Genomic DNA, 18,399 nt, shown 5'->3' on the forward strand with positions numbered 1-18,399 from the left:
CTACGGCGACAAGATAATGCAGCACACAGATGAAAATAGCCTTTGCCCGCTTCCTCATGCTTCAACCCAGCGCTATTCTCTCTCACCATCGAGCTGGGCTCTCCTCCCTGCCGCCTGCATCGGACCAGCTCCCAGATCTGCCACTTGCGCCAGCAAGACACCAGAAGGCCAGCCGCAGCAGCAGCACCTCCATCACCACCTGCCAGCCACCCCCAGGCAGCGCCAGCCCCACGCTGGCAGGCCAGAGATTGAACCAGATCTGCCCCACCGTCATCCCCAGCGCCAGCATGAAGAGCACGCCCATTGCTAGCACCAGCACCCAGATCCACACTCGCGACAGGGATTCCCAGAAACGTGTCCGACGGGCCAGGCCGAAACGTGCAAGCCAGACTAGCAAGCGGAACCCCAGTGCTCCCAGCCCCACCAGCAGCGCACTCAGACTCAGCCGCCAGAGCAGCCCCTGCTCCAGCCACAGCGAGCCGCCCACCCCCACGACGACCGCCAGCAGCCAGAGCGCCAGCGAGCCAACACCCCTGGCTCCCCTTCTTGAAGCTCGCCACCCGCGCCACCAGCGCGGCAGCACCCACCGGCTCAGGCGGGCCAGCTCCGGCCCTAACAGCCAGCCCACGCGCAGCTCCAGCACCAGCACCCCTGTCATAAACGCTCCTGCCAGCGCCTGCTCTCCCACCCATAGCCAGCGGGGCTGCTGTGGCCCGGCAGGAATCAGCTTCAGCCAGCTGCCCCACAGCAACGCTCCCACTAACCACACAAAGCACGGACCGACCACCACCGAGAGCCGCTTTGTCTCTGCCTCTGTCCCCCCCTCACTCTGCCCCACCAGCCCTTCCCCACTCAGCGCCTCCTCCTGGAGCCACCACAAGAGCACGCTCACCAGTCCCCATGCCCCCAGGGCCACCACCCCCTCCGCCAGAAAGCAGAGCGCCAACCGCTGCTGCCAGACGACCACCCCCATGAGCGCTATGCTTGCTGCCCACAGCAACACAGTGCCGCGCACTGACCAGACCCGCATGATGGATGTTCCCCCTCTCAAGGACTGCCTTATACTGGTTCAGGCCAGCAGCCGCTACTTCGTAGCGAACATGAGCGCTACGATGATCCCTGTACACATGATCCAGAACAGCCGATCCAGCTGCTCCCGCCACACCGCCTGCACCGCCTCCTCGTGCGCTTCCACCTGGCTGAGTCGCTCGCAATGCCGCAGCAACAGCACTTGCAGCACCCACCCCACCACCACTCCCCACAAGACGTGGTAGAGACCAGCCACCCCCTCAGCCATCACCAGCAAGGAGCTGCATAGGCTCAGCCAGCCCCTATAGTGCAGAAATCGCCCCTCAGCAGAGGGGTGTTCAGCCTCAGTGTTCATCGCAACCAGTTTTCTCCTTTCCTATCCTCCAGCCCTCCTGAGCCGGAGCCGCTTTCCAATCTTGCTTGCTTGGAATCGGGTTCTATGCCAACTGGATCCTCCCAAGCCCAGGTATGGGTCCAACAAGTAGGTCTGGCTGGTGAGCAACCGGCACCGTTGTAGGCTGGTCTGCACCGTCTCGCTGGCGCCAGTGACAATGATGGTCTCGGCAATCTGCCGCCCACATGCATCATAGGTATAGCAGTAGGAGCCGCTGAGATTGGCCGGACCGCTGAAGCGCTCGCCAGCTACGCGACCCACGCCTACGTTCTCATTGGCGGTGCTGTCGTAAGTGTCGGCAACCCAGGCGCCGTTAGGGATGTTGCTGCCGTTACACCACAGCAGCCGATTGAGACCGTCGTAGCCGTTCTGCCGCTCCTGCCAGGCGGCAGACGCTTCCTCTGGATTGGCGGTCTCCCCTTGCTCCCTGGCTCCAGACTCAAGCACAAGCACATGGGCGGGTCCAAACATGCCGAGGTCTTGGGAAAGAGGGGAGTAAAGCAGCGCGTGGAAAAGGATCTGCCTGCACCTGGGCCAGGCCGGCAACCAGGATCTCCCTCCACAGCAGGAGACGCAGAGAGAAGCAGCATCCGAGAGGGGGGAGGGATCAGGGCAAGGGTCAGGCTTCAGGAATGATCGGTCTTCTAGAAAAAAATAAAGGACCTTTGCAAACAACGTCGTCCAGCCTGGCACCGACAGCCTCAACGCAGTTCGCATGGAGAAAGCTACTACAGGTGCAGCGCTGCGTCCATGCCTCCTGTTATGATTGCTCTCCCTTAAAAGGCTCCTGCTGGCTGTGAGTATAACCGGCAGAGCTATGTCTGTCAAGTGCAATCGACTTCCCTCTGAATTGAGAGGAAGAGAAGAGGAAAGCAGGCACAGTAAGCCGAGACGACTTAACGCTCAGACACCCTTCCGCTCTTCTCCCTAGGGTACTCTCTGGTAGGAGCTTAGGAAAGATACGGGTGGATTTTCTACGCATCTATAGCGTATACTCTTTTTAGAGGAACTTATTATCGCTTGGTTGCTTTGGTGATGCTTAAGGAGGTGAGAAGGGCAAGTAGCCTGCCACGCGCAGAGCGATCCGGCGTCCGGTTGATGAGAGATACGCACCGCAGCCCGCGCGGGCTTTCAGCGCCAGCCGACGGCGACGAGGCGAGTCTCTTGATCTTCACCGACGCGCGCTCTTTCTCAGTTGCCAGACAATCAACGATCGTAGTAGCCCCCGTCTTGTCTGTTGCCTTTCACTGGAGAGGAGTTCGAGAGCCATATGCAGACCGTGCAAACCCGCCTATCTGCTTCGTATCTGCTCAAGGGGAACCTGGCAGGCGCCCGCGCTTGTAGTTGTTCCTGCAATCCCTGCGACTGCAACCCCTGCGAGTGCCCCGGAGCCAGCCGCTGGCCAGGCTGGCGCCTGAGCCTCTACCAGCTGGTCGAGGGCCACTTTGAAAAAATCTCTTTCAACGGCCATGAGCTGCTCCTGCTCTGTCTGGCGCTGCCCCAGCGCGAGGCCGACCCGACCTCCTGGCAGGAGGTAATTTTGTGCGAGGCCTCCGCCAACCCGGTCACCGTACTCAAGCTGCTAGAGGAGGTCGAGCCATATCTAGAGGCCCTCCCCGCTGAGGTGGAAGGAGCAGCCTCCCAGCCGCCCCGACGACCTGTCTACGCCGTCCCGCTGGTCTACCAGCAGGGAGAGAGCACACCGCTGCTGCACGTGAAATTCGATCCCACAACGGCCCGCCTGCTGCGCGCCGCCGAGCCTGGACCGGCGCACCCACCGCCAGCCTGGTCGTACGACGGCCCACTGGCCCCGCGCAGCTCCTTCACCTGGCAGTCCCCACTGCGCTAAGCCAGCCCAAGCCGGGCCGGGCCGAGCAGCCCCCTACCTGAAAGCGAAAGAGGCGACAGCCCTGACAGCTCCGACGGTCCACGCCGGCTGTCGCCTCTTCCTCTCCAGCGACTAGCCATTCAGCTCGGTCGCGCGCAGCTCTCCCGCGGCGCCGTCGGCCTCACTCAGCTCGCTCGGCACATGACCACAGGTCCGCACCACCTCAGCGATCCGCTCCGGCCCCAGTTGCCCACGCGCGTAGCGCAGGGTCACCGTCCTGGTCGGCAAGGCAGTGGCGACGATTTCCAGGCCAGGGAGAGCCCCGAGGGCTTCCGTGACGCGCTTGAGGCAGCCCCCACAGCGCAGACTGGGAATGTGCAGCACCACCGTCGTCAGCTTCTGGCCAGGCACGTCCGCCATCTCCTCACGCTTCATCTCCTTCACCATCCCTTCACGAACAGAACTACTGGTAGCCATACGAGGGCCTGACTGGCCCTATCTGCCACCGCCTTGACTATACAGGAGAGCCTTTCTAGCTGTCATGAGGCTTCTCCCGTATTTTTCTCTCAGGTCTTTTCCCAAGGAGATTGCGGCCAGCCCGGCTCAACAATCGTCTGACTCGTCGCTTTCCTCCTCAAAGGGCCTGTCCAGCAGCACGTCATCTGTATCTGTATCAATGGGGGTCGGTGAGAGGAGTCGCGAGATCTCCAGTCGCCAGCTGCCCAGCAAGGCCTCGACGAGCAGAGCGCCGCTCGCCAGAGCCAGCCCAGTAGTGAGAGGGGTATGCGCCACCCAGAGGTAGGAAACGCCCAGCAAGAGGAGGAGGACGCACGACCAGACGAATAGGCGTCCCTTGAGCGTATGAACAAGACTGGCCTGGGACGTGCACAAGATACCCACAAAGGCCGTCATCATCCCACGCTCCAGTCGGCTACTTTGAGCCAGGCCGATCGCCCCCAGACCACAGGTGAGCAGTCCAGCCAGCACGATCAGCAGACAGGAGATGAACACGCCCTGAAGCCAGTTACTGCGGTAGTGCCAGTTCACGCCGATCAAGACCAGCAGGCAGCAGGCCAGGGCAAGCAGCAGCGACTGCCACCAGAGGCCACGCAGATCCGCCAGAGCCAGCAGCCCCAGAAAGAGCACGCATCCGATTCCTGGCAGCAGGCGCCACCAGAAACTCAACTGTCCTTCCCGGGAAAAGATGAACGAGAGCAGCACCACGAGCCAGGGCGTAACGAGGAGAAGAAGACCGTACCCGGTCAGCATTGTCAGAAACGCCACGCCGGTGAAGGCCAGATAGACGAGCATGGAGACCAGATAGCCGCCCGGCGTGATTGAACGCTCGGGCCGCTCCAGGTTCAGGCTGATAACAAGAGCTAGCAGGAGGAAGCTAGGTACGCTGAAAGCCTGACGCCTGGCGCTCTCAGGCAGCAGGATCGCAAAGACGACGACGGTCATTATCGTCAGGAAGAGCGTGATCATCCATGGCAGCGAATGATCACGAGCGAGGATTGACTGCAACGGCCCTCGGAGTCTACCGAGCATAGGCACCTTTCTCCCGAACAGAGCGCCAGACAAAGGGTTCACGCCGAAGAGCAGCAGCCACGCCATACTCGCTCGGCATCCGGTCCGGCCTTAGCATTCCTGGGCTGCCGACTCGCCTTCTATCTGTGTAGTGTAGCAGGCTTGCGCATCGACTGTCAACGCGACTCATTGACCTTCTCTCTGATTGCCTGGCTCCTCCTCTGTTGCGCTGCCATTCCTGGTCAGCCTCTTTTGACAGCTGGCTTATATGTCCATATAATTCTACCCGTAGGAGAGTGATGCGCGAATGGCTCATGTGAGACAGCCATCCCAATCACCTGCTCGTCTGAGAAACCCTGACTCATTTGTGAAAAGGAAATAGAGGTAGGACATGCTGAGGTGGTTTCGACGCAAATCTGCGCAATCCCGCCCATCCACCGCCAAGGTCTACGATTACGCCAACCGACCCACCAGCCTCACTGAAGACAATGTACCCGTTCCTTATATGCTACCCAAGGATGACCGTGAGGTCAACCGCCTGGATTTCCAGCACTACATGCTGCGCTACGCCTTGCGCAGCAACTATCTGGCGCCCATCGTAGAGCCGAAGCGCATCCTCGATGTTGGCTGCGGCACCGGGCGCTGGCTGGCAGAGATGGCTCAGCTCTTTCCCGAAGCTCATCTGATCGGCCTCGACCTCAACCTGCCGTCTGCCTCACCCTCATTCCCGCCAAACTGTACCTTCCGCCAGGGCAACCTGCTCGACGGCCTCCCTTTCTCCGCTGGCAGCTTCGATTTTGTCCATCAGCGCCTCCTTGTCTTCGCCCTGCCGGCGGATCGCTGGCCGCTGGTGATCCAGGACCTGGTGCGCGTGACACGCCCCGGTGGCTGGCTGGAGCTGGTCGAGGTTGATCCGCTCTTTCAGCGCAGCGGCCCGGCCACAACGCGCATGCTGCAGCTCATCGCGGCAGCCTGCCAGAGCCGTGGAATTGACCTGAAGATGGCCCCTCGCCTGGAGTCAATGCTGCATGAGACTGGCCTGCTGCACGTGACGGCTCAGGTCATCTCAATTCCTATCGGAGACTGGGGCGGTCGTCTGGGCAATATGGCCCGCACAGACTTCGCCGCTGGCAATCAGACAATCGCGCCTCTGGTGGCGGCGACGACCGGCGCCAGCATTGAGGAGTATCAGCAGCTTGCCACGGCCTGGCTGCACGAGTGCGAACAGTACCGTACCTATTGCAATTTCTATGTGATCTACGGCCAACGCCCCCAGTAAGGACGGTCGCCCACTCACGCCCTCATCGACAGCGCTCCAGCTCGGCTCTTTCGTCTTGCGCCGGGGTTGTCGCTGCTGCTATCGTAAAAGAGAGAAGCAGGCAGAGAGGCCGCCTTGCCGAGACGATCGCTGGCGAGACGGCGAGTGCGGTGCCGGGAGGGAGAAGCTGATGCATTTTGAGAGCACGCTGCTGGTTGCGTCGCTGCTGTTGCTGTTGAGTGTGCTGGCCTGGAAGATTGCCGGCAAGCTGGGAATTCCGGCGCTGTTGCTCTTTCTGGGCCTGGGAATGTTGGCCGGCTCGGATGGTCCGGGCGGAATCTATTTCGACGATGCGCAACTGGCCCAGGCGGTGGGTATCGTGGCCTTAGTGCTGATTCTCTTCGCCGGGGGATTGGAGACACGCTGGTCGGCGGTGCGCCCCGCCCTCGGTGGCGCTTTGCTGCTCTCGACGCTCGGCGTGCTGCTGAGCGCTCTTGTGGTGGCCCTGTTCGCCGTCTGGCTGCTCCACGCATCGCCCCTGGAGGGCCTCCTGTTAGGGGCCTTGATCTCGGCCACCGACGCGGCGGCAGTCTTCAGTGTGCTGGCGGCCCGCAATCTGCGCCTCAGTGGCCAATTGCTCCCGCTGCTAGAGCTGGAGTCGGGCACCAACGATCCAATGGCGGTCTTTTTGACGCTCGGCCTGATCCGTCTCCTGAGCGAGCCGGCGACTTCGCCTCTCAGCATCTTGCTACTCTTTGGGCAGCAGATGGGCATCGGCCTGGTGCTGGGATTGGTGATCGGACGGCTGGCCATTTGGCTGATCGCTCGGCTGCATCTCGACGTCGAGGGCCTCTATCGGGTGCTGACGATCGCGTTGGCGCTCTTCACTTACGCGGTTACGGCGCTGTTGGGCGGCAGCGGCTTTCTGGCCGTTTATCTGGTCGGGCTGCTGCTGGGCAATAGTCGGGTGGAGGGCATTGAGCGCATCGGGCGCTTTCACGACAGTCTGGCCTGGCTGATGCAGATCGCCATGTTTCTGATTCTGGGCCTGCTGGTCTTCCCGTCGCGTTTGCCGGCGGTGGCCCTGGCTGGGGTGCTGATCACACTGGTGAGCGTCTTCGTGGCCCGCCCGCTGGCGGTTTTGCTGGCGCTGCTGCCTTTGCGACGCATGCCGCTGCGCGAGAAGCTCTTTGTGGCCTGGGTGGGCCTGCGTGGCGCGGTGCCAATCGTGCTGGCGACTTTCCCTTTGCTGGCAGGGCTGCCTCGGGCGGAACTGCTCTTCGACCTGGTCTTTTTCGTGGTGCTGGCCTCCGTGCTGTTGCAGGGCACAACGGTGCCGCTGGTGGCGCGCTGGCTGGGCGTGGCCCGACCGGCTCCGGCCTCGGCGTCAGAGGCTCCCGCTCCCGAGGCTTCTCCGTCAGCATCAGACTAGGCCGCGCCCGGCCTCCCCGTTTCAGGCCCGGTCAAGGGCGGCTCTGAACTCTTCTTCGGTCAGGGGCCAGTTGAGCCTGATGCCTTCGTCGGTGATGGGGGTGACCAGCCCGTTGTGGAGGCGAAAGCGACCGCTGGGGCCACCGACGACCAGGTAGTGCCCGGGACGAAACGGGCGCAGAAAGAGGATGGCCCCTTCACCGATCTGGAAAAGCGGATCATCCTGGACGGAAACCTGCTCTCCGTTGAGGAGGCCGCCAGTCTGGTGGATGATCAGTTCGCTCCCTTGACCATCTCCTTGCAGCAGGTGCCGCGGATTGTAGAGGAGGCGGCTGACACGCAAACGGAAGTCGGTGAAGGGAATGCCATCTTCGACGGCCTGGGAGTCAATGGCGACAATGGTTCCTTCGACCGCCAGGGCAGAGGCTCGCTTCAGACTGCCCAGGTCCCGGTAGAATTCGGCCCATGAGATGGCCAGCCGCCCTGAGCCTTGCCCACTGCCTGCTGTACTACTCCTCCCGGAGCAAGCGCTGAGGAGAACAAGCAGACTGACTAGCAGCAGGAGGCAGGTATGGCGGCGTAGCCCGAGAGCGCTTCCTCTGCCTGGGGGCATGCGTCTTCTCTCCCCTTTCTGTCGGTGCATCATTGCTCGCCGTCAGCGAGTCCCCACACGCAGGACGTTGGCCGAAGGCCGAAAGTTCCCGTTAACGTCCGCTGGCAAGCAGCACAACCAGAGAGAGAGAATGGATTATAGTCGCGCCAGCCTGCGCTGTCGCGGCAGCAGCCAGAGGGCAAGTATGGCCCCCAGCAGGCAAGCCAGACTGCCGAGGGTCAGGGTCCAGCTCAGCGAGTCGGGAACCGTGGCGCTGGCGAGGTAGTAGGAGCAGCAGAGGAGTAAAAAGACCAGGGTGAGCCAGAGGCCAAGACGATCACGAGCGCTGAAGGTGGGAGACCCCCCAACGGTACTGAGATAGCAGCAGAAGAGGGCCACCAGGCCACGCGGCAGGCCAACAAGCTGCCCCAGGCCCACCAGGAGCGAGAGCACCACCAGGAGCAGCGTGGTCTGCACGATGACGCGCGTAATGACCAGGCGCCTGTCGTCTTCCAGTCGCGGGAAACGCCAGACCAGCAGAACAGTCGGGATGCCGAGCAGGAGGCCCGCCAGTGGAGGCTGCCACCAGAGCGCCAGCAGGTCGGCCAGCATGATCATAACGAGCACGGCCACCAGGCAGACGGCTCTGAAGCTGTCCCCCCCGCCTCCGACTCCGGCAGGCCGGGGTGCTGTCACTACGGACCAGCGGCTGAGCAGGACGAAGGCCAGCGGGCAGGCAAAAAGGGGCCAGCTCTGGGCGACGAGGATGGCCTGCAGAGCCGCCAGATAGAAGGACACCGTGATGAGCAGAGCTACGACGTAGGAGCCGAGCGAGGCACTGGACCCGACTAGCTGGATGCAGAGGGCGAGGAGGAGGAAGAAAGTGACCTGCTGCGCATTGTAGAGGGCCAGTTTGGGAACAAGCGGGCCGAGATAGGCTGAAAGGAGAACCTGGGCACAGTTGACAGGAATGACAATCAGCATGAGGATGCCTAGCAGGCGCAGGCCACTCTCGTTTCTGGTCGCTCGCGCAGGATCGGGCTGCATCACTGGCTCTGGCTCTTCTTCTTCTTGGCTGACGCACTGTCCCGTTGCTCTGCCGGGCCAGATCAGGACCTGGCCCTCTACCAGCGAGTGTAACAAGGGGCGACGGTTCTGTCAACGTATAATAATAAGGAGTGGGAACGTGGGCCGGGCTGGCAGCGTCTTCGCCTCTGCTACCTGTGCAAGCCAGTCGGGGAGACAGGAGAAAATGGAGGGCGACCTGGCCCTGGCCCTCGAACAATCCACCCCTTATTTAGTAGCGACGCAACGGCTGCGACGGCTGGGGCGCCCGCCACGGCTCCGCAGGAGGAGCAGCGGCTCCGCCCTGGGTTGGCAGTCTTACAGCGTTACCAGTCCCCCACGCTCCTGGCCGCTGAAACTGGTGCGGAGCCATTGCCTGAGCTGGTCCCGGTCGCGCCTGAGCCTGCTGGGCCTGGAGCCGCGCTTGCAGCTGGGTTCGCTCTTGCTTTGTACGTCGCGCGACCTGCACCCGCCGCCAGAGTAGCCAGCCCACAGCCCACAGACTGCCACCATAGAGAGCCAGCGCCCACCAGCTTTGTGTATCGCTACCACTGCCCAGTCCGTGCAGGGTGGCCAGGCCGAAGAGCAGCAGGGTGAGCAGGTGCAGTCGGCGCCACCAGCGATAGCCGATATAGGGACGCAGCAGGGTGCTAATGCCGATGGCAATCCCCAGGTAGAGGGCGCAGATGCCCAATGCCATCCAGATGGGCCGATAGTGGCTGGCCAGAGGGATCAGGATCTCGTTCCAGCCAAAATGCGTAAAGGGGTCAACCCAGACGGCCAGAATATGCAGCCCCACAAAGATGGTCGCCAGCAAGGTCAGAAAATTGTGCAGCTCATTGTTCACCAATCGCGGCCAGCGGGCTGGCGACTGGAGCTGTGCCGAGAGCGCCAGCCCGGCACAGACCGCCAGCGTCAGCAGGAGATAGGCTGTCAGACCACCTGCCCGCGCCACATTCCAGGTCACACTCTGCCAGATTGTTGCCATAGACCTTCTCTTCCTTTTTATATAGAGGGAACGCTTGTCTGTTTGCTTTCTTCTTATCCATCCATCAGCTGATGAGCGAGCGATTGCTCTGTTCCTCAGCAATGCGGTGCCCATCTTCTTCCTGGCTGGCTAGAGCTTTCCTTCTTCTCCCGCTGGCTGGCCAGTTTCCTCCGGCCAGGAAGTCATCAGATGAGTTGGCCAGGGCGCGACGCTCTGCCAGCTTCCATCTTCGTGGACGAAGAGGCCAGCAAGACTGTGGCGGCGCAGGAAGGCCCGGCCCTCTTCGGGACCAAGAAGAAAGGCGACCTTGGCGGCTACCTCAGCCTGTTCACAGCTATCGGCGACGACGGTCACCGACCAGAGACCGTTAGCGGCAGGCAGGCCCGTGCGCGGGTCGAGCAGGTGATGACGCAGGGTACCGTCCCGCCACCAGCGACGGCGGGCAATACCCGAGGTGGCCACAGCTCCACGGCGCAAGGGAATGGTCCAGCCGCCGCGCCGTCCCGGGACGGCAATGGCCCAGTGTTCACCGTCGGGCGGCAGACCAGCGACGGCCAGGTCGCCGCCGGCGTTGACCAGGGCCGGTATCAGACCCCGTCGACGCAAGGCTCCCAGAGCTGTATCAACAGCCATCCCCTTGGCAATGCCTCCAAAGTCCAGCTGCACCCCAGCTGGCAGGCGCACCCGCCGCATCACCGGGTCGACCTCAATGTGGCGCCAGGCCCCACCAGGCCACCCCCCGATGGCTTCGCTTCTCCGGCTCCTCTCCTCCGCTTGCTCAGGATGTACGGTCTCCCCCTCCTGCTCCAGAAGCTCAAAGCTGCGATTGTAGCCCAGGTGCAAGAGCTGTGGCAGCAGCGTCGGATCATAGAGGCCGTCGCTGGCGGCAGCGGCTTCCAGCGCTCGCGTGAGTACTACATAGAGCAGTTCGCTCACCGCAACCCACTGGCCAGCACGGCGGTTGAGGTGCGTCAGTTCGCTCTGAGGGCGAAAGCGGCTCAAAATCGCCTCCCAGCGGGCAAAGAGGTCGGCAATCAGCTCGGCACCCTGCTCGCTTCCCTCAACGGGCAGCAGATAGCTGACAGTAGTGCCCATCGCCTGGAAGCTGCCGCGGACCATCCTTGATGGCGTCACATACTGCGTCTCTACAGACTCAGGAGACGCCGCTGCCGCTGTGGCCCTGTCCGAAAGTCGGCTGGCTGCCAAAGTTATCCCCCCCTTGCTGATTGAAGAAGCCATTGCTGTCTTGAGATGAGCTGCTGCCCGTCGACGAGCTGGAGGCTGACGAAGAAGACGAGCCAGATGAGGATGAGCTGGCCCCGCTGCCGTTGCTCGTAGCATTGGTCGACGATGACGACGATGACGACGAGCTATTGCTGCTGGCCGGCGTGCTGACCTGGGACTGCGCGCCAGACGACGACGATGAGGAGGCAGTGGCACTGGCCTGGTGGAACGCCACCAGAGCGCTAAAGGTGCCGAAGCCCGCTACGGCCAGGGCCACAGCCCAGCGCTTCAGCCGTTGGGCCAGGCGCCTGGCCTGCTCCTTGGGCATGCTAAACCCTTTCTTCTGTCTCTGGCGCGCTGACGCGGCTGCCGGCTGGGCAGCTGCTCCCAGCGGCCTGGCCACTGGCGACGGGAGCTTTTCGGCTCCCGGGCCGCTCTGGGCTGAGAACGGTTGATGCCAGGAACGAGTGATCGCAGTCGCAGGCATGGGCACGGTCTCCCACCCGGTTCCCTGGGTGTTTCCTGGGCCGTAAGAGCCGGAGGGAGGATAGGTATAGGGGGCGTAGGGCCTATCAGGATTCTCTCCCCGAGCATTGCTCGAAGAGGGATAGGCACCGCCGTAAGTTGCATAGGATCGGTAGGGGTAGGAGCCAGAAGCTCCATAGCCGCCATAGGAGCTGCCAGCGCTGCCAGTGCCCGTGGCGGTATTTCGTTCTCTTCTCTCATCGTGCATGGTTTCACCTCTCGTGTGTAGAGCGCCTCGCGAAAGTAGAGCATCGGACTAGACAACCTCTAGCTTACCAAGCATTTCTTAGGCTTCCATTGGAGAAAGATGAGAAGCTTCTTACTCAGGCCCTCGGCTCAGCTACTCGTTCTGGGAGAGGCCAGCCCATCTCTCTGATCGGCCTCCCCTCGCTCTCAATGGCTCATCCTTAGCTATGCCACGTCACGATGAGAATTGCATTGGAAGAAAATGAGAACTCTCTCGCCCGCAGCCAGGAGAGAGCCGTCGGGGCAGGACAAGTCTCCGACGCTTGCTCGCGTCGGAGGACGCCAGGTGGCTCGGCTCGGGCCAGAGCCAGCGCCGCAAGCAAGGAGAAAAGTAGGAAAGAGAGGCCACACCGGTTCGGGGGCCAGCTCCACCGATGTGGTTGTTCGCAACTGAAGGCGCCGCCCCAGGCTTGACGCCATGCTGCCGCGCCGCAGCGGCCCCCTGCGGCAACCTGGGCCGGGACCAGGTCGCCCAGAGGAAGAGGCGTTAACGCCACAGGACGGGCCACAAACAGGTTCGCCGAAACGAACGTACTCAGGCCACGCTGCAGCTCACGCCGTTGACGCTGAAGGACGTCGGCTTCCCGTTGGCAGTCGTCCAGGTGCCATTGAAGCCGGGTGTCGGGTTGACGCTCGCACCGGCGGCCACACTGCCATTATAGGAAGCGTTGGTCACCGTCACCGTGCTCCCCGACTGACTGAAGGTTCCATTCCAGCCCTGGGTCACTGTCTGCCCGGACGGGAAAGTGAAGGTCAGGCGCCAACTGCTCCAGGCGGTCGCACCCGTATTGGTGATCGTCAGGCTAGCAGTGAAGCCGCCCGGCCACTGGGCCGTCACCGTATAGCTCACGCGGCAGCTCGTCCCAGCGGAAGCCGTCGGGGTTGGCGTTGGTGTGCGTGTCGCCGCTGCCGTTGGTGTCGGCGTCGGCGTGCGTGTCGCCGCTGCCGTTGGCGTTGGTGTCGGCGTTGCACCGCCGCTGGAGCCGTTGCCGCTGACGATGCCCACACCAGAGTAGGTTGTCACCTCATTGATGACATCACTGGCCGAATCAAGGGTGTAATTGTAGGGGGCCGTTGTAAAGGTTCCGACCTGAGTGATATCAACCGTCGCACCGCCGTAGTCGTTGCCGCGCGCGTTGGCGAAGCCATCTTCAGGACTATCGCCGGTCGTCGTCAGGGCGACATCAACATTGCGGAAGACGTTGTTTTCAACCAGCACCTGGGCACCCATGCGCGAATGGATGGCGCTGTCATCTACGTTCTGGTAGTAGTTGTTGTAGATGTGGCCGGTGCCAAAGCGCAGGCTGGGCAGGCGCGAATTGACGTTATAGAACCAGTTGTGATGGTAGGTCACATGGAGATGGCCAGTATCCTCCGAGGCATTCGAGTCGGAGTGGCCCACCAGCGAGACCTTGTAGTGGTCGTGCAGGCGGTTCCAGGAGACCGTGATGTAGTCGGCGGCGTGGGTGATGTCGACCAGGCCATCGTAGTAGTCTTTGCCGTGGTCCATGTCTGAGAAAAGATTGTTGTGATCGACCCAGACATGCTGCGAGTGTTCGATATGGATAGCATCCCCGCTGGTGTTGCCGTCGGCACGCACGAAAGAGATGCTCAAGTTGCGAATGATCACATTGCTCACATCCTTGAGCGAGAGGCTAATGCCGACCAGCGAGGCTGTGGAACCCACCCCGATGATGCTGGTGTTGGAGCCAACATCAACATCGGTGTCACCCGTGATCGTGCCACTGACGTAGACGATCTTGGGCGAGGAGCCTTTGACAGCGTTCTGCAGAGCAGAAAGCGTGCTGACGGTGGTCACGCTACCGCCGGCGCCGCCAGTGGTGCCGGCTCCATAGCCAACAAGCTGATCAACGGGAGCCGCCGCAGCCGTGTGTGTCCCCAAGAACACGGGTACGAGGGCGAGCCCGCCTCCGACGAGGACGAGCAGCGTCAGAACAATTACCCATAATAGCTTCCTGCTTCCGATTCGCTTCATGCGCACATTCCTCCTTGACGTTTCCGATTGAGGGTCCTCCTCTTGCGGCTGCAGCACAGGACACTATCAGGGTCGTTCATCCATCAGAATGAGCACCGCGGTTACTTACAGCAATGAGGCTCTCGCCCTTGTGCTACAGCATAGATCATATCAAATGTGCAGTTTCACAATACCAGATCATGGGGCTAGCGTCAATATTCTGGCCGCTTCTCCTGCTACAGCGGGGAGTCTTGACACAGACGTTTATCGTGTGAAACCAGTTCTCAACTTGTGTCATTGACCACAACTCATCTATTGCCAGAACATACCAGAAAGTACCATTGATAGTAATTGCGTTGGATATGAGCGAGAGGAGGGGTGAAGGGCCACACGCAGAGCGGGCCGGCTCTTGCTCTGGATGAGCAGAGGAGCCGACCCGCCCGCTTGTTGGAACAAGGTAGGACAGGACAGGTCAAAGGGAGGGCGAGACGGGACGCGGGCGCCCGCAGGAGGGGCCGGCGGCCTCGCCTCGCTGCGTATCTGCTTCGTTTAGTTGCCGGTGTACTCGTAGAGCTGGGCGCCGCCGCTGCTCGCGCCGGAGGATTGCCAGGCGCTGCTCGGCACCTGCTTGCAGTGCTGGGTGATCCAGTTAATCAACTCGCTCTGAACATCACCACGGCCACCACCGCCAGCTCCATTGATCAGGAAGAAGCGCACCTGGCCGCTCTTGACGAGCTGAGCCAGCTTGGCCGGCGTCAGAATTGGATCGGTACCAGAGAAGCCGCCCATCGCCATCACCGGCTGATTGGTGGCCAGAATGATCGATTCGGCCTCATTGGAACTCATGACGGCAACCAGGTACTTGGCGCCGTTGCGATGAGCCTGGAGGTAGTTAATGAGGGCCGTATTGACGCTGGGGCCCTCGCCACCGGCCCCGGCCCCGGCCCCATTGGGACGCTGGCCGTTCTGCCCAGAGGCAGCCCGCTCGAAGTCTCCAGAGTAGGAGCGATCGGCGGCGCTACTGTTTCCCGCGCCATTGAAGGCCCGGAAGCCGCCGGTTCCCAGGCCGCCAAACTGGCTGCCCGGGCCAGCCGTTGGGAGACTGGCCGCTTCGCCGCGCAGGACAGGGATGAAGGACCAGACCGCCGGCGTGAGCTGCAGCGCGATGAGGGCCACGACAAGAGCCGGCACCAACACTTGTGCTCGCTCGCGCAGGAAGGAGACAAAGCGCGCGATGAAGAGGATCAGGGCCGCCAGGGCGCAGGGCACGGCAATCAGGGGGATCAGCCAGGTGCCCCAGGCCGGATTACTGGTGATGATGTGAAGCTGCTCGAGAGCTGTCAAGAGCAGGGCCAGCGGCAGCAGCCAGCCGCGCCAGCCACGACGACGATAGTCGTGCCACATGACCACTACGCCAATACCGAAGAGGGCGGCGACCGCCGGGGCCATAGTGGTCAGGTAGTACTGATGGAAGAAGCCCGCCATCGAGAAGAAGACCGCTGTGGTGAGCAGCCAGACCCCCCAGAGCACCAGCCCCTGTTGTTCGGGGTCGCCCCGGAAGCGCGGTCGCCGCTGCCAGGCAATGGCCACGATAGCCAGCAGGGCCAGCGGCAGCAGCCAGACAATCTGGCCTCCGAGTGGTTCATCGAAGAGCCGGAATGGACCAGGCGTGCCGGTGCCGAACATGCCGCCCCCGTTCATACCTCCCTGGCCCTCTGGTGGCTGCCCCACGTTGTTAATCACGTACTGATTATCAGAGCCGGGATTGCCTGCCGGAGTAGTGGTCGGGCCGTTGTTGCTTCCGTTACCGCTATTCGTATTGCCTGTTCCATTGTTTGGGCCATTGCCCGGTGCCGTCCCTTCAGATGGGGAGCTACTGCCCTGCGAGGGTCCCTCTTGAGTGCCCGCAGGTGGTTGCCCACCTGGCTGGAAGTAGCCATTCGCGGGTGGCGTGGCGCTAGTGCCATTATTACCGTTTTGATTGGAAGAGCTACTATTTTGATTCGAAGAGCTACTACTACTGGAGTTACTGCCGCCGTTCCGCTCAAAGCTTGGCGGAGCCATATTGCTGCGCGCGCCCGGCCCAAAGCCAAATTGCCCAAGGAGACGTTGAATACCGTTGTAGCCCAGGGCCAGGCTGATCTCTGAGTTGTCCTGGCTGGAGCCGACGTACGGACGGGCTGAGGCCGGGGTCAGGTCGACGGCCAGGGCCCAGGATAAGGAAACGGCCAGCATGAGGACGGCAGCCAGGGCCAGATGGCCGATGCGCACCCAAATGCGCCGTGGAGCGGCCAGCAAGTAGAGCAGGCCGTAGGCTGGCACAACGAGGTAGGCTTCGAGCATCTTGATGTTGAAGCCTAAGCCGATAAAGAGAGCGCACAGCAGCAGCCAGCGCAGTTTCCCTGTCTCGGCAGCCCGCATGACGGCCCAGGCACCGAGCAGCATGACAAAGACCAGCGTGCTATCGATGGTGTTGTTGCGGTTGGTGACGACGCTGATCGGGCTGATGGCCAGGGCCAGGGCCGCTAGCAGGCCGGCGGTGGTGCCAAAGTGTCGCTGCACAAGATAGTAGAGCAGCAGGACGGAGAGGACGCCCGCCAGGGCCTGGGGCAGCAGGACGCTGAAGGCCGTGAAGCCGAAGATTTTGGCGCTGGCAACTTGCAGCCAGAAGCCCAGGGGTGGCTTGTCGATGGTGACGAAGCCGCCGGGATCGAAGGAGACGAAGAAGAAGTTGTGCCAGCTATCGAGCATGCTGCGTACGCCCGCGGCGTAGTAGAGATTGCCGAAGCCATTGGCGCCGAGCTGGTAGAAGTTGAGAAAGACAGAGAGCAGGGCGATGGCCGCTAAGGCGAGGCGCCGCCAGAGCGGTGGCCAGTCCCACTTTGTGGCCAATGGTGGCGTTGTGTCGGCAACCAGCGGCTGCTCGATCTCCGCTAGGGCCGGAGTCGGAGCCGGGGTCGGTGTTTCCATCATAGCGTTTCGGGTCCTTTCCTCCTCGACAGGGTTTGATGGACATGCGGTGTTTCTGACGTCAGGATGCTACCTTCGGCAGACGAGGGCCTCCTTTGTGGATAAGGCCGTTGCTGGGATGAAAGATGCAGGCTTGCCCCTCTTTGAGCAGGTCGACGCTGGACAAAGACCCAGAGCCGCAGGCCAAGGTAGGAGATGAGGGAGGTGCCCCCAATGGCGATGACTTTGGCGGCGTTGGTCCAGAGGGTCGGGTTGACCAGGACGTGCTGCAGGGCCAGGCCTGCCAGCCAGAGAATGCCGCTGCTCCAGAGGCTGCCGCTGAGGGTGATGAGGGCGAAGCGCCAGAGTTCGCCGCTCGTGACTGGCTCGCGCTTGCCAAAGGTCCAATACTTGTTGAGGATAAAGCTGTTGATGGCTCCCACACAGTAGGCGACGATGTTGCAGGCCAGGAGCAAGGGCGCGCTCCTAACGTCCAGGAGCCAGACCAGGATGTTGAGGACGACGATGTCGACCAGGGTGTTGAGACCACCGGTGATGGCAAAGCGCAGGAGCTGGCCAAGGTTTCTAGCTGCGTGGCCTTGCTCTCCGCCAGCCTTGGCTGCCACAGCTCGCTTGCTCTGATCCGGTTCAGGGTAGCTGGTGTTCGGCCCCTCCGGCTCCTCCTGCCCCTGATCGGTCAGGCTGACAATGAGGGCCTCGTCCTGACCAGTCGGCACGAGGGCCAGGGAGATGGCCAGACCCGGCTCCGGCAGGCTGAGCCGATAGAGCTTCGTAGGCCGCAGAATGCGCTGCGCTCGCTGAGTTTGCCGCGACAGCGACTGGCGCTGACTCAGCTGCGCCTGCCGGGTCATCACTGGTCGTGGCTCAGATGCAACGCCGGCGCTTTCTGCGAGTCGCTCCGGATTGCGTCCCACCTGAGCAGGCCGGCGGGCTGGTTCACCAGCTGGCCGTTCTAGCAGAATCAATACTGTCTCTCCTCTTTCTGATTGTTCTCTGCTTCGTGTGCTTCGCTCTGCTGTTCTCTATTGCTTGATCTATGCCCGATGCGGTCTTCGCGTGCTCGCTCCATTGCTGCTATTGCGCTATCCAGGCGTCGGCGCGCTCCAGCGCTGCAAACCGAGACCAGATGGCTTTCGACAGGGCCGCCACCCGTCCAGGTATCGCCTCGTCGGCACGCGCTGGCCCCGACACTGCTGAGGTCGGCGCCCGCCCCCAGGTCTCCCTGTCGCCTTTAGCATAGGGGCCTTTCTTTGAAAAAAGATTGGAGAAAGATGAGAATTTTCTTATGAATGACGATGGCGGCCCCTCAGCCCCGCTGAGCGCCGCTTGCGCTCCGGGTCCGGCTCT

Annotated in this window: 16 protein-coding genes; 3 read left to right on the forward strand and 13 right to left on the reverse strand. The window is 62.1% G+C overall.

The window, feature by feature from the left end:
• Positions 1–82: 82 nt before the first annotated feature.
• Genes N688_RS15930 through N688_RS15940 form a run of 3 tightly spaced genes read right to left on the reverse strand, consistent with a single transcriptional unit; the run spans position 83 to position 1,894 of the window.
• A complete protein-coding gene (locus N688_RS15930) occupies positions 83–1,030 on the reverse strand; it encodes a hypothetical protein (protein WP_156025461.1) in 948 nt (315 codons plus the stop codon).
• A gap of 54 nt (positions 1,031–1,084) precedes the next feature.
• Positions 1,085–1,384: a hypothetical protein gene (locus N688_RS15935; RefSeq protein ID WP_052890206.1), complete on the reverse strand. Its 300-nt coding sequence runs from the start codon at positions 1,382–1,384 to the stop codon at positions 1,085–1,087.
• A gap of 21 nt (positions 1,385–1,405) precedes the next feature.
• The gene (locus N688_RS15940) at positions 1,406–1,894 is read right to left on the reverse strand and encodes a hypothetical protein (protein WP_156025462.1); all 489 of its coding nucleotides are present in this window, start codon (positions 1,892–1,894) and stop codon (positions 1,406–1,408) included.
• A gap of 799 nt (positions 1,895–2,693) precedes the next feature.
• Between N688_RS15940 and N688_RS15945 the strand changes: the two genes are divergently transcribed.
• On the forward strand, positions 2,694–3,272 hold the full coding sequence (locus tag N688_RS15945; RefSeq protein WP_052890208.1) for a hypothetical protein: 579 nt from the start codon (positions 2,694–2,696) through the stop codon (positions 3,270–3,272).
• 111 nt (positions 3,273–3,383) lie between these two features.
• Here the strand turns inward: N688_RS15945 and N688_RS15950 are convergent, their stop codons facing one another.
• Together N688_RS15950 and N688_RS15955 are read right to left on the reverse strand one after the other, a co-directional pair.
• The gene (locus N688_RS15950; protein ID WP_081838913.1) at positions 3,384–3,728 is read right to left on the reverse strand and encodes a heavy-metal-associated domain-containing protein; all 345 of its coding nucleotides are present in this window, start codon (positions 3,726–3,728) and stop codon (positions 3,384–3,386) included.
• A 126-nt stretch (positions 3,729–3,854) separates the two neighbouring features.
• Entirely contained in the window at positions 3,855–4,799 is a 945-nt protein-coding gene (locus N688_RS15955; protein ID WP_156025463.1) for a hypothetical protein, read from the reverse strand.
• A gap of 370 nt (positions 4,800–5,169) precedes the next feature.
• Between N688_RS15955 and N688_RS15960 the strand changes: the two genes are divergently transcribed.
• Both N688_RS15960 and N688_RS15965 read left to right on the forward strand, forming a co-directional pair.
• The gene (locus tag N688_RS15960; RefSeq protein ID WP_052890211.1) at positions 5,170–6,057 is read left to right on the forward strand and encodes a class I SAM-dependent methyltransferase; all 888 of its coding nucleotides are present in this window, start codon (positions 5,170–5,172) and stop codon (positions 6,055–6,057) included.
• 169 nt (positions 6,058–6,226) lie between these two features.
• Positions 6,227–7,468 carry a potassium/proton antiporter gene (locus tag N688_RS15965; RefSeq protein ID WP_052890212.1) on the forward strand — a complete coding sequence of 414 codons (1,242 nt, stop codon included), beginning with the start codon at positions 6,227–6,229 and terminating at the stop codon, positions 7,466–7,468.
• 21 nt (positions 7,469–7,489) lie between these two features.
• Here N688_RS15965 and N688_RS15970 read toward each other — a convergent pair whose 3' ends face one another.
• From N688_RS15970 to N688_RS16005, 8 genes are all read right to left on the reverse strand, one after another.
• Positions 7,490–8,080, reverse strand: a complete 591-nt coding sequence (locus N688_RS15970) for a hypothetical protein (RefSeq protein WP_052890213.1) — start codon at positions 8,078–8,080, stop codon at positions 7,490–7,492.
• 135 nt (positions 8,081–8,215) lie between these two features.
• Positions 8,216–9,106, reverse strand: coding sequence for a hypothetical protein (locus N688_RS15975; RefSeq protein ID WP_052890214.1), 891 nt, complete (start codon positions 9,104–9,106; stop codon positions 8,216–8,218).
• Between the two features lie 250 nt (positions 9,107–9,356).
• Entirely contained in the window at positions 9,357–10,112 is a 756-nt protein-coding gene (locus N688_RS15980; RefSeq protein WP_052890215.1) for a ferric reductase-like transmembrane domain-containing protein, read from the reverse strand.
• A 129-nt stretch (positions 10,113–10,241) separates the two neighbouring features.
• Entirely contained in the window at positions 10,242–11,246 is a 1,005-nt protein-coding gene (locus tag N688_RS15985; RefSeq protein ID WP_162179577.1) for an FAD:protein FMN transferase, read from the reverse strand.
• Positions 11,247–11,265: 19 nt separating this feature from the next.
• Positions 11,266–11,664 carry a hypothetical protein gene (locus N688_RS23240; RefSeq protein ID WP_162179578.1) on the reverse strand — a complete coding sequence of 133 codons (399 nt, stop codon included), beginning with the start codon at positions 11,662–11,664 and terminating at the stop codon, positions 11,266–11,268.
• A gap of 978 nt (positions 11,665–12,642) precedes the next feature.
• The gene (locus tag N688_RS15995; RefSeq protein ID WP_156025465.1) at positions 12,643–14,103 is read right to left on the reverse strand and encodes a pectate lyase family protein; all 1,461 of its coding nucleotides are present in this window, start codon (positions 14,101–14,103) and stop codon (positions 12,643–12,645) included.
• Positions 14,104–14,631: 528 nt separating this feature from the next.
• Positions 14,632–17,055, reverse strand: coding sequence for a glycosyltransferase family 39 protein (locus tag N688_RS16000; protein WP_202901938.1), 2,424 nt, complete (start codon positions 17,053–17,055; stop codon positions 14,632–14,634).
• The gene (locus N688_RS16005) at positions 17,052–18,017 is read right to left on the reverse strand and encodes a GtrA family protein (protein WP_052890219.1); all 966 of its coding nucleotides are present in this window, start codon (positions 18,015–18,017) and stop codon (positions 17,052–17,054) included. The genes N688_RS16000 and N688_RS16005 overlap by 4 nt, the downstream gene beginning before the upstream one ends.
• Positions 18,018–18,399: the final 382 nt, after the last annotated feature.

Origin of the sequence: Thermogemmatispora carboxidivorans (genome assembly GCF_000702505.1) — a bacterium.
Lineage (GTDB): Bacteria > Chloroflexota > Ktedonobacteria > Ktedonobacterales > Ktedonobacteraceae > Thermogemmatispora > Thermogemmatispora carboxidivorans.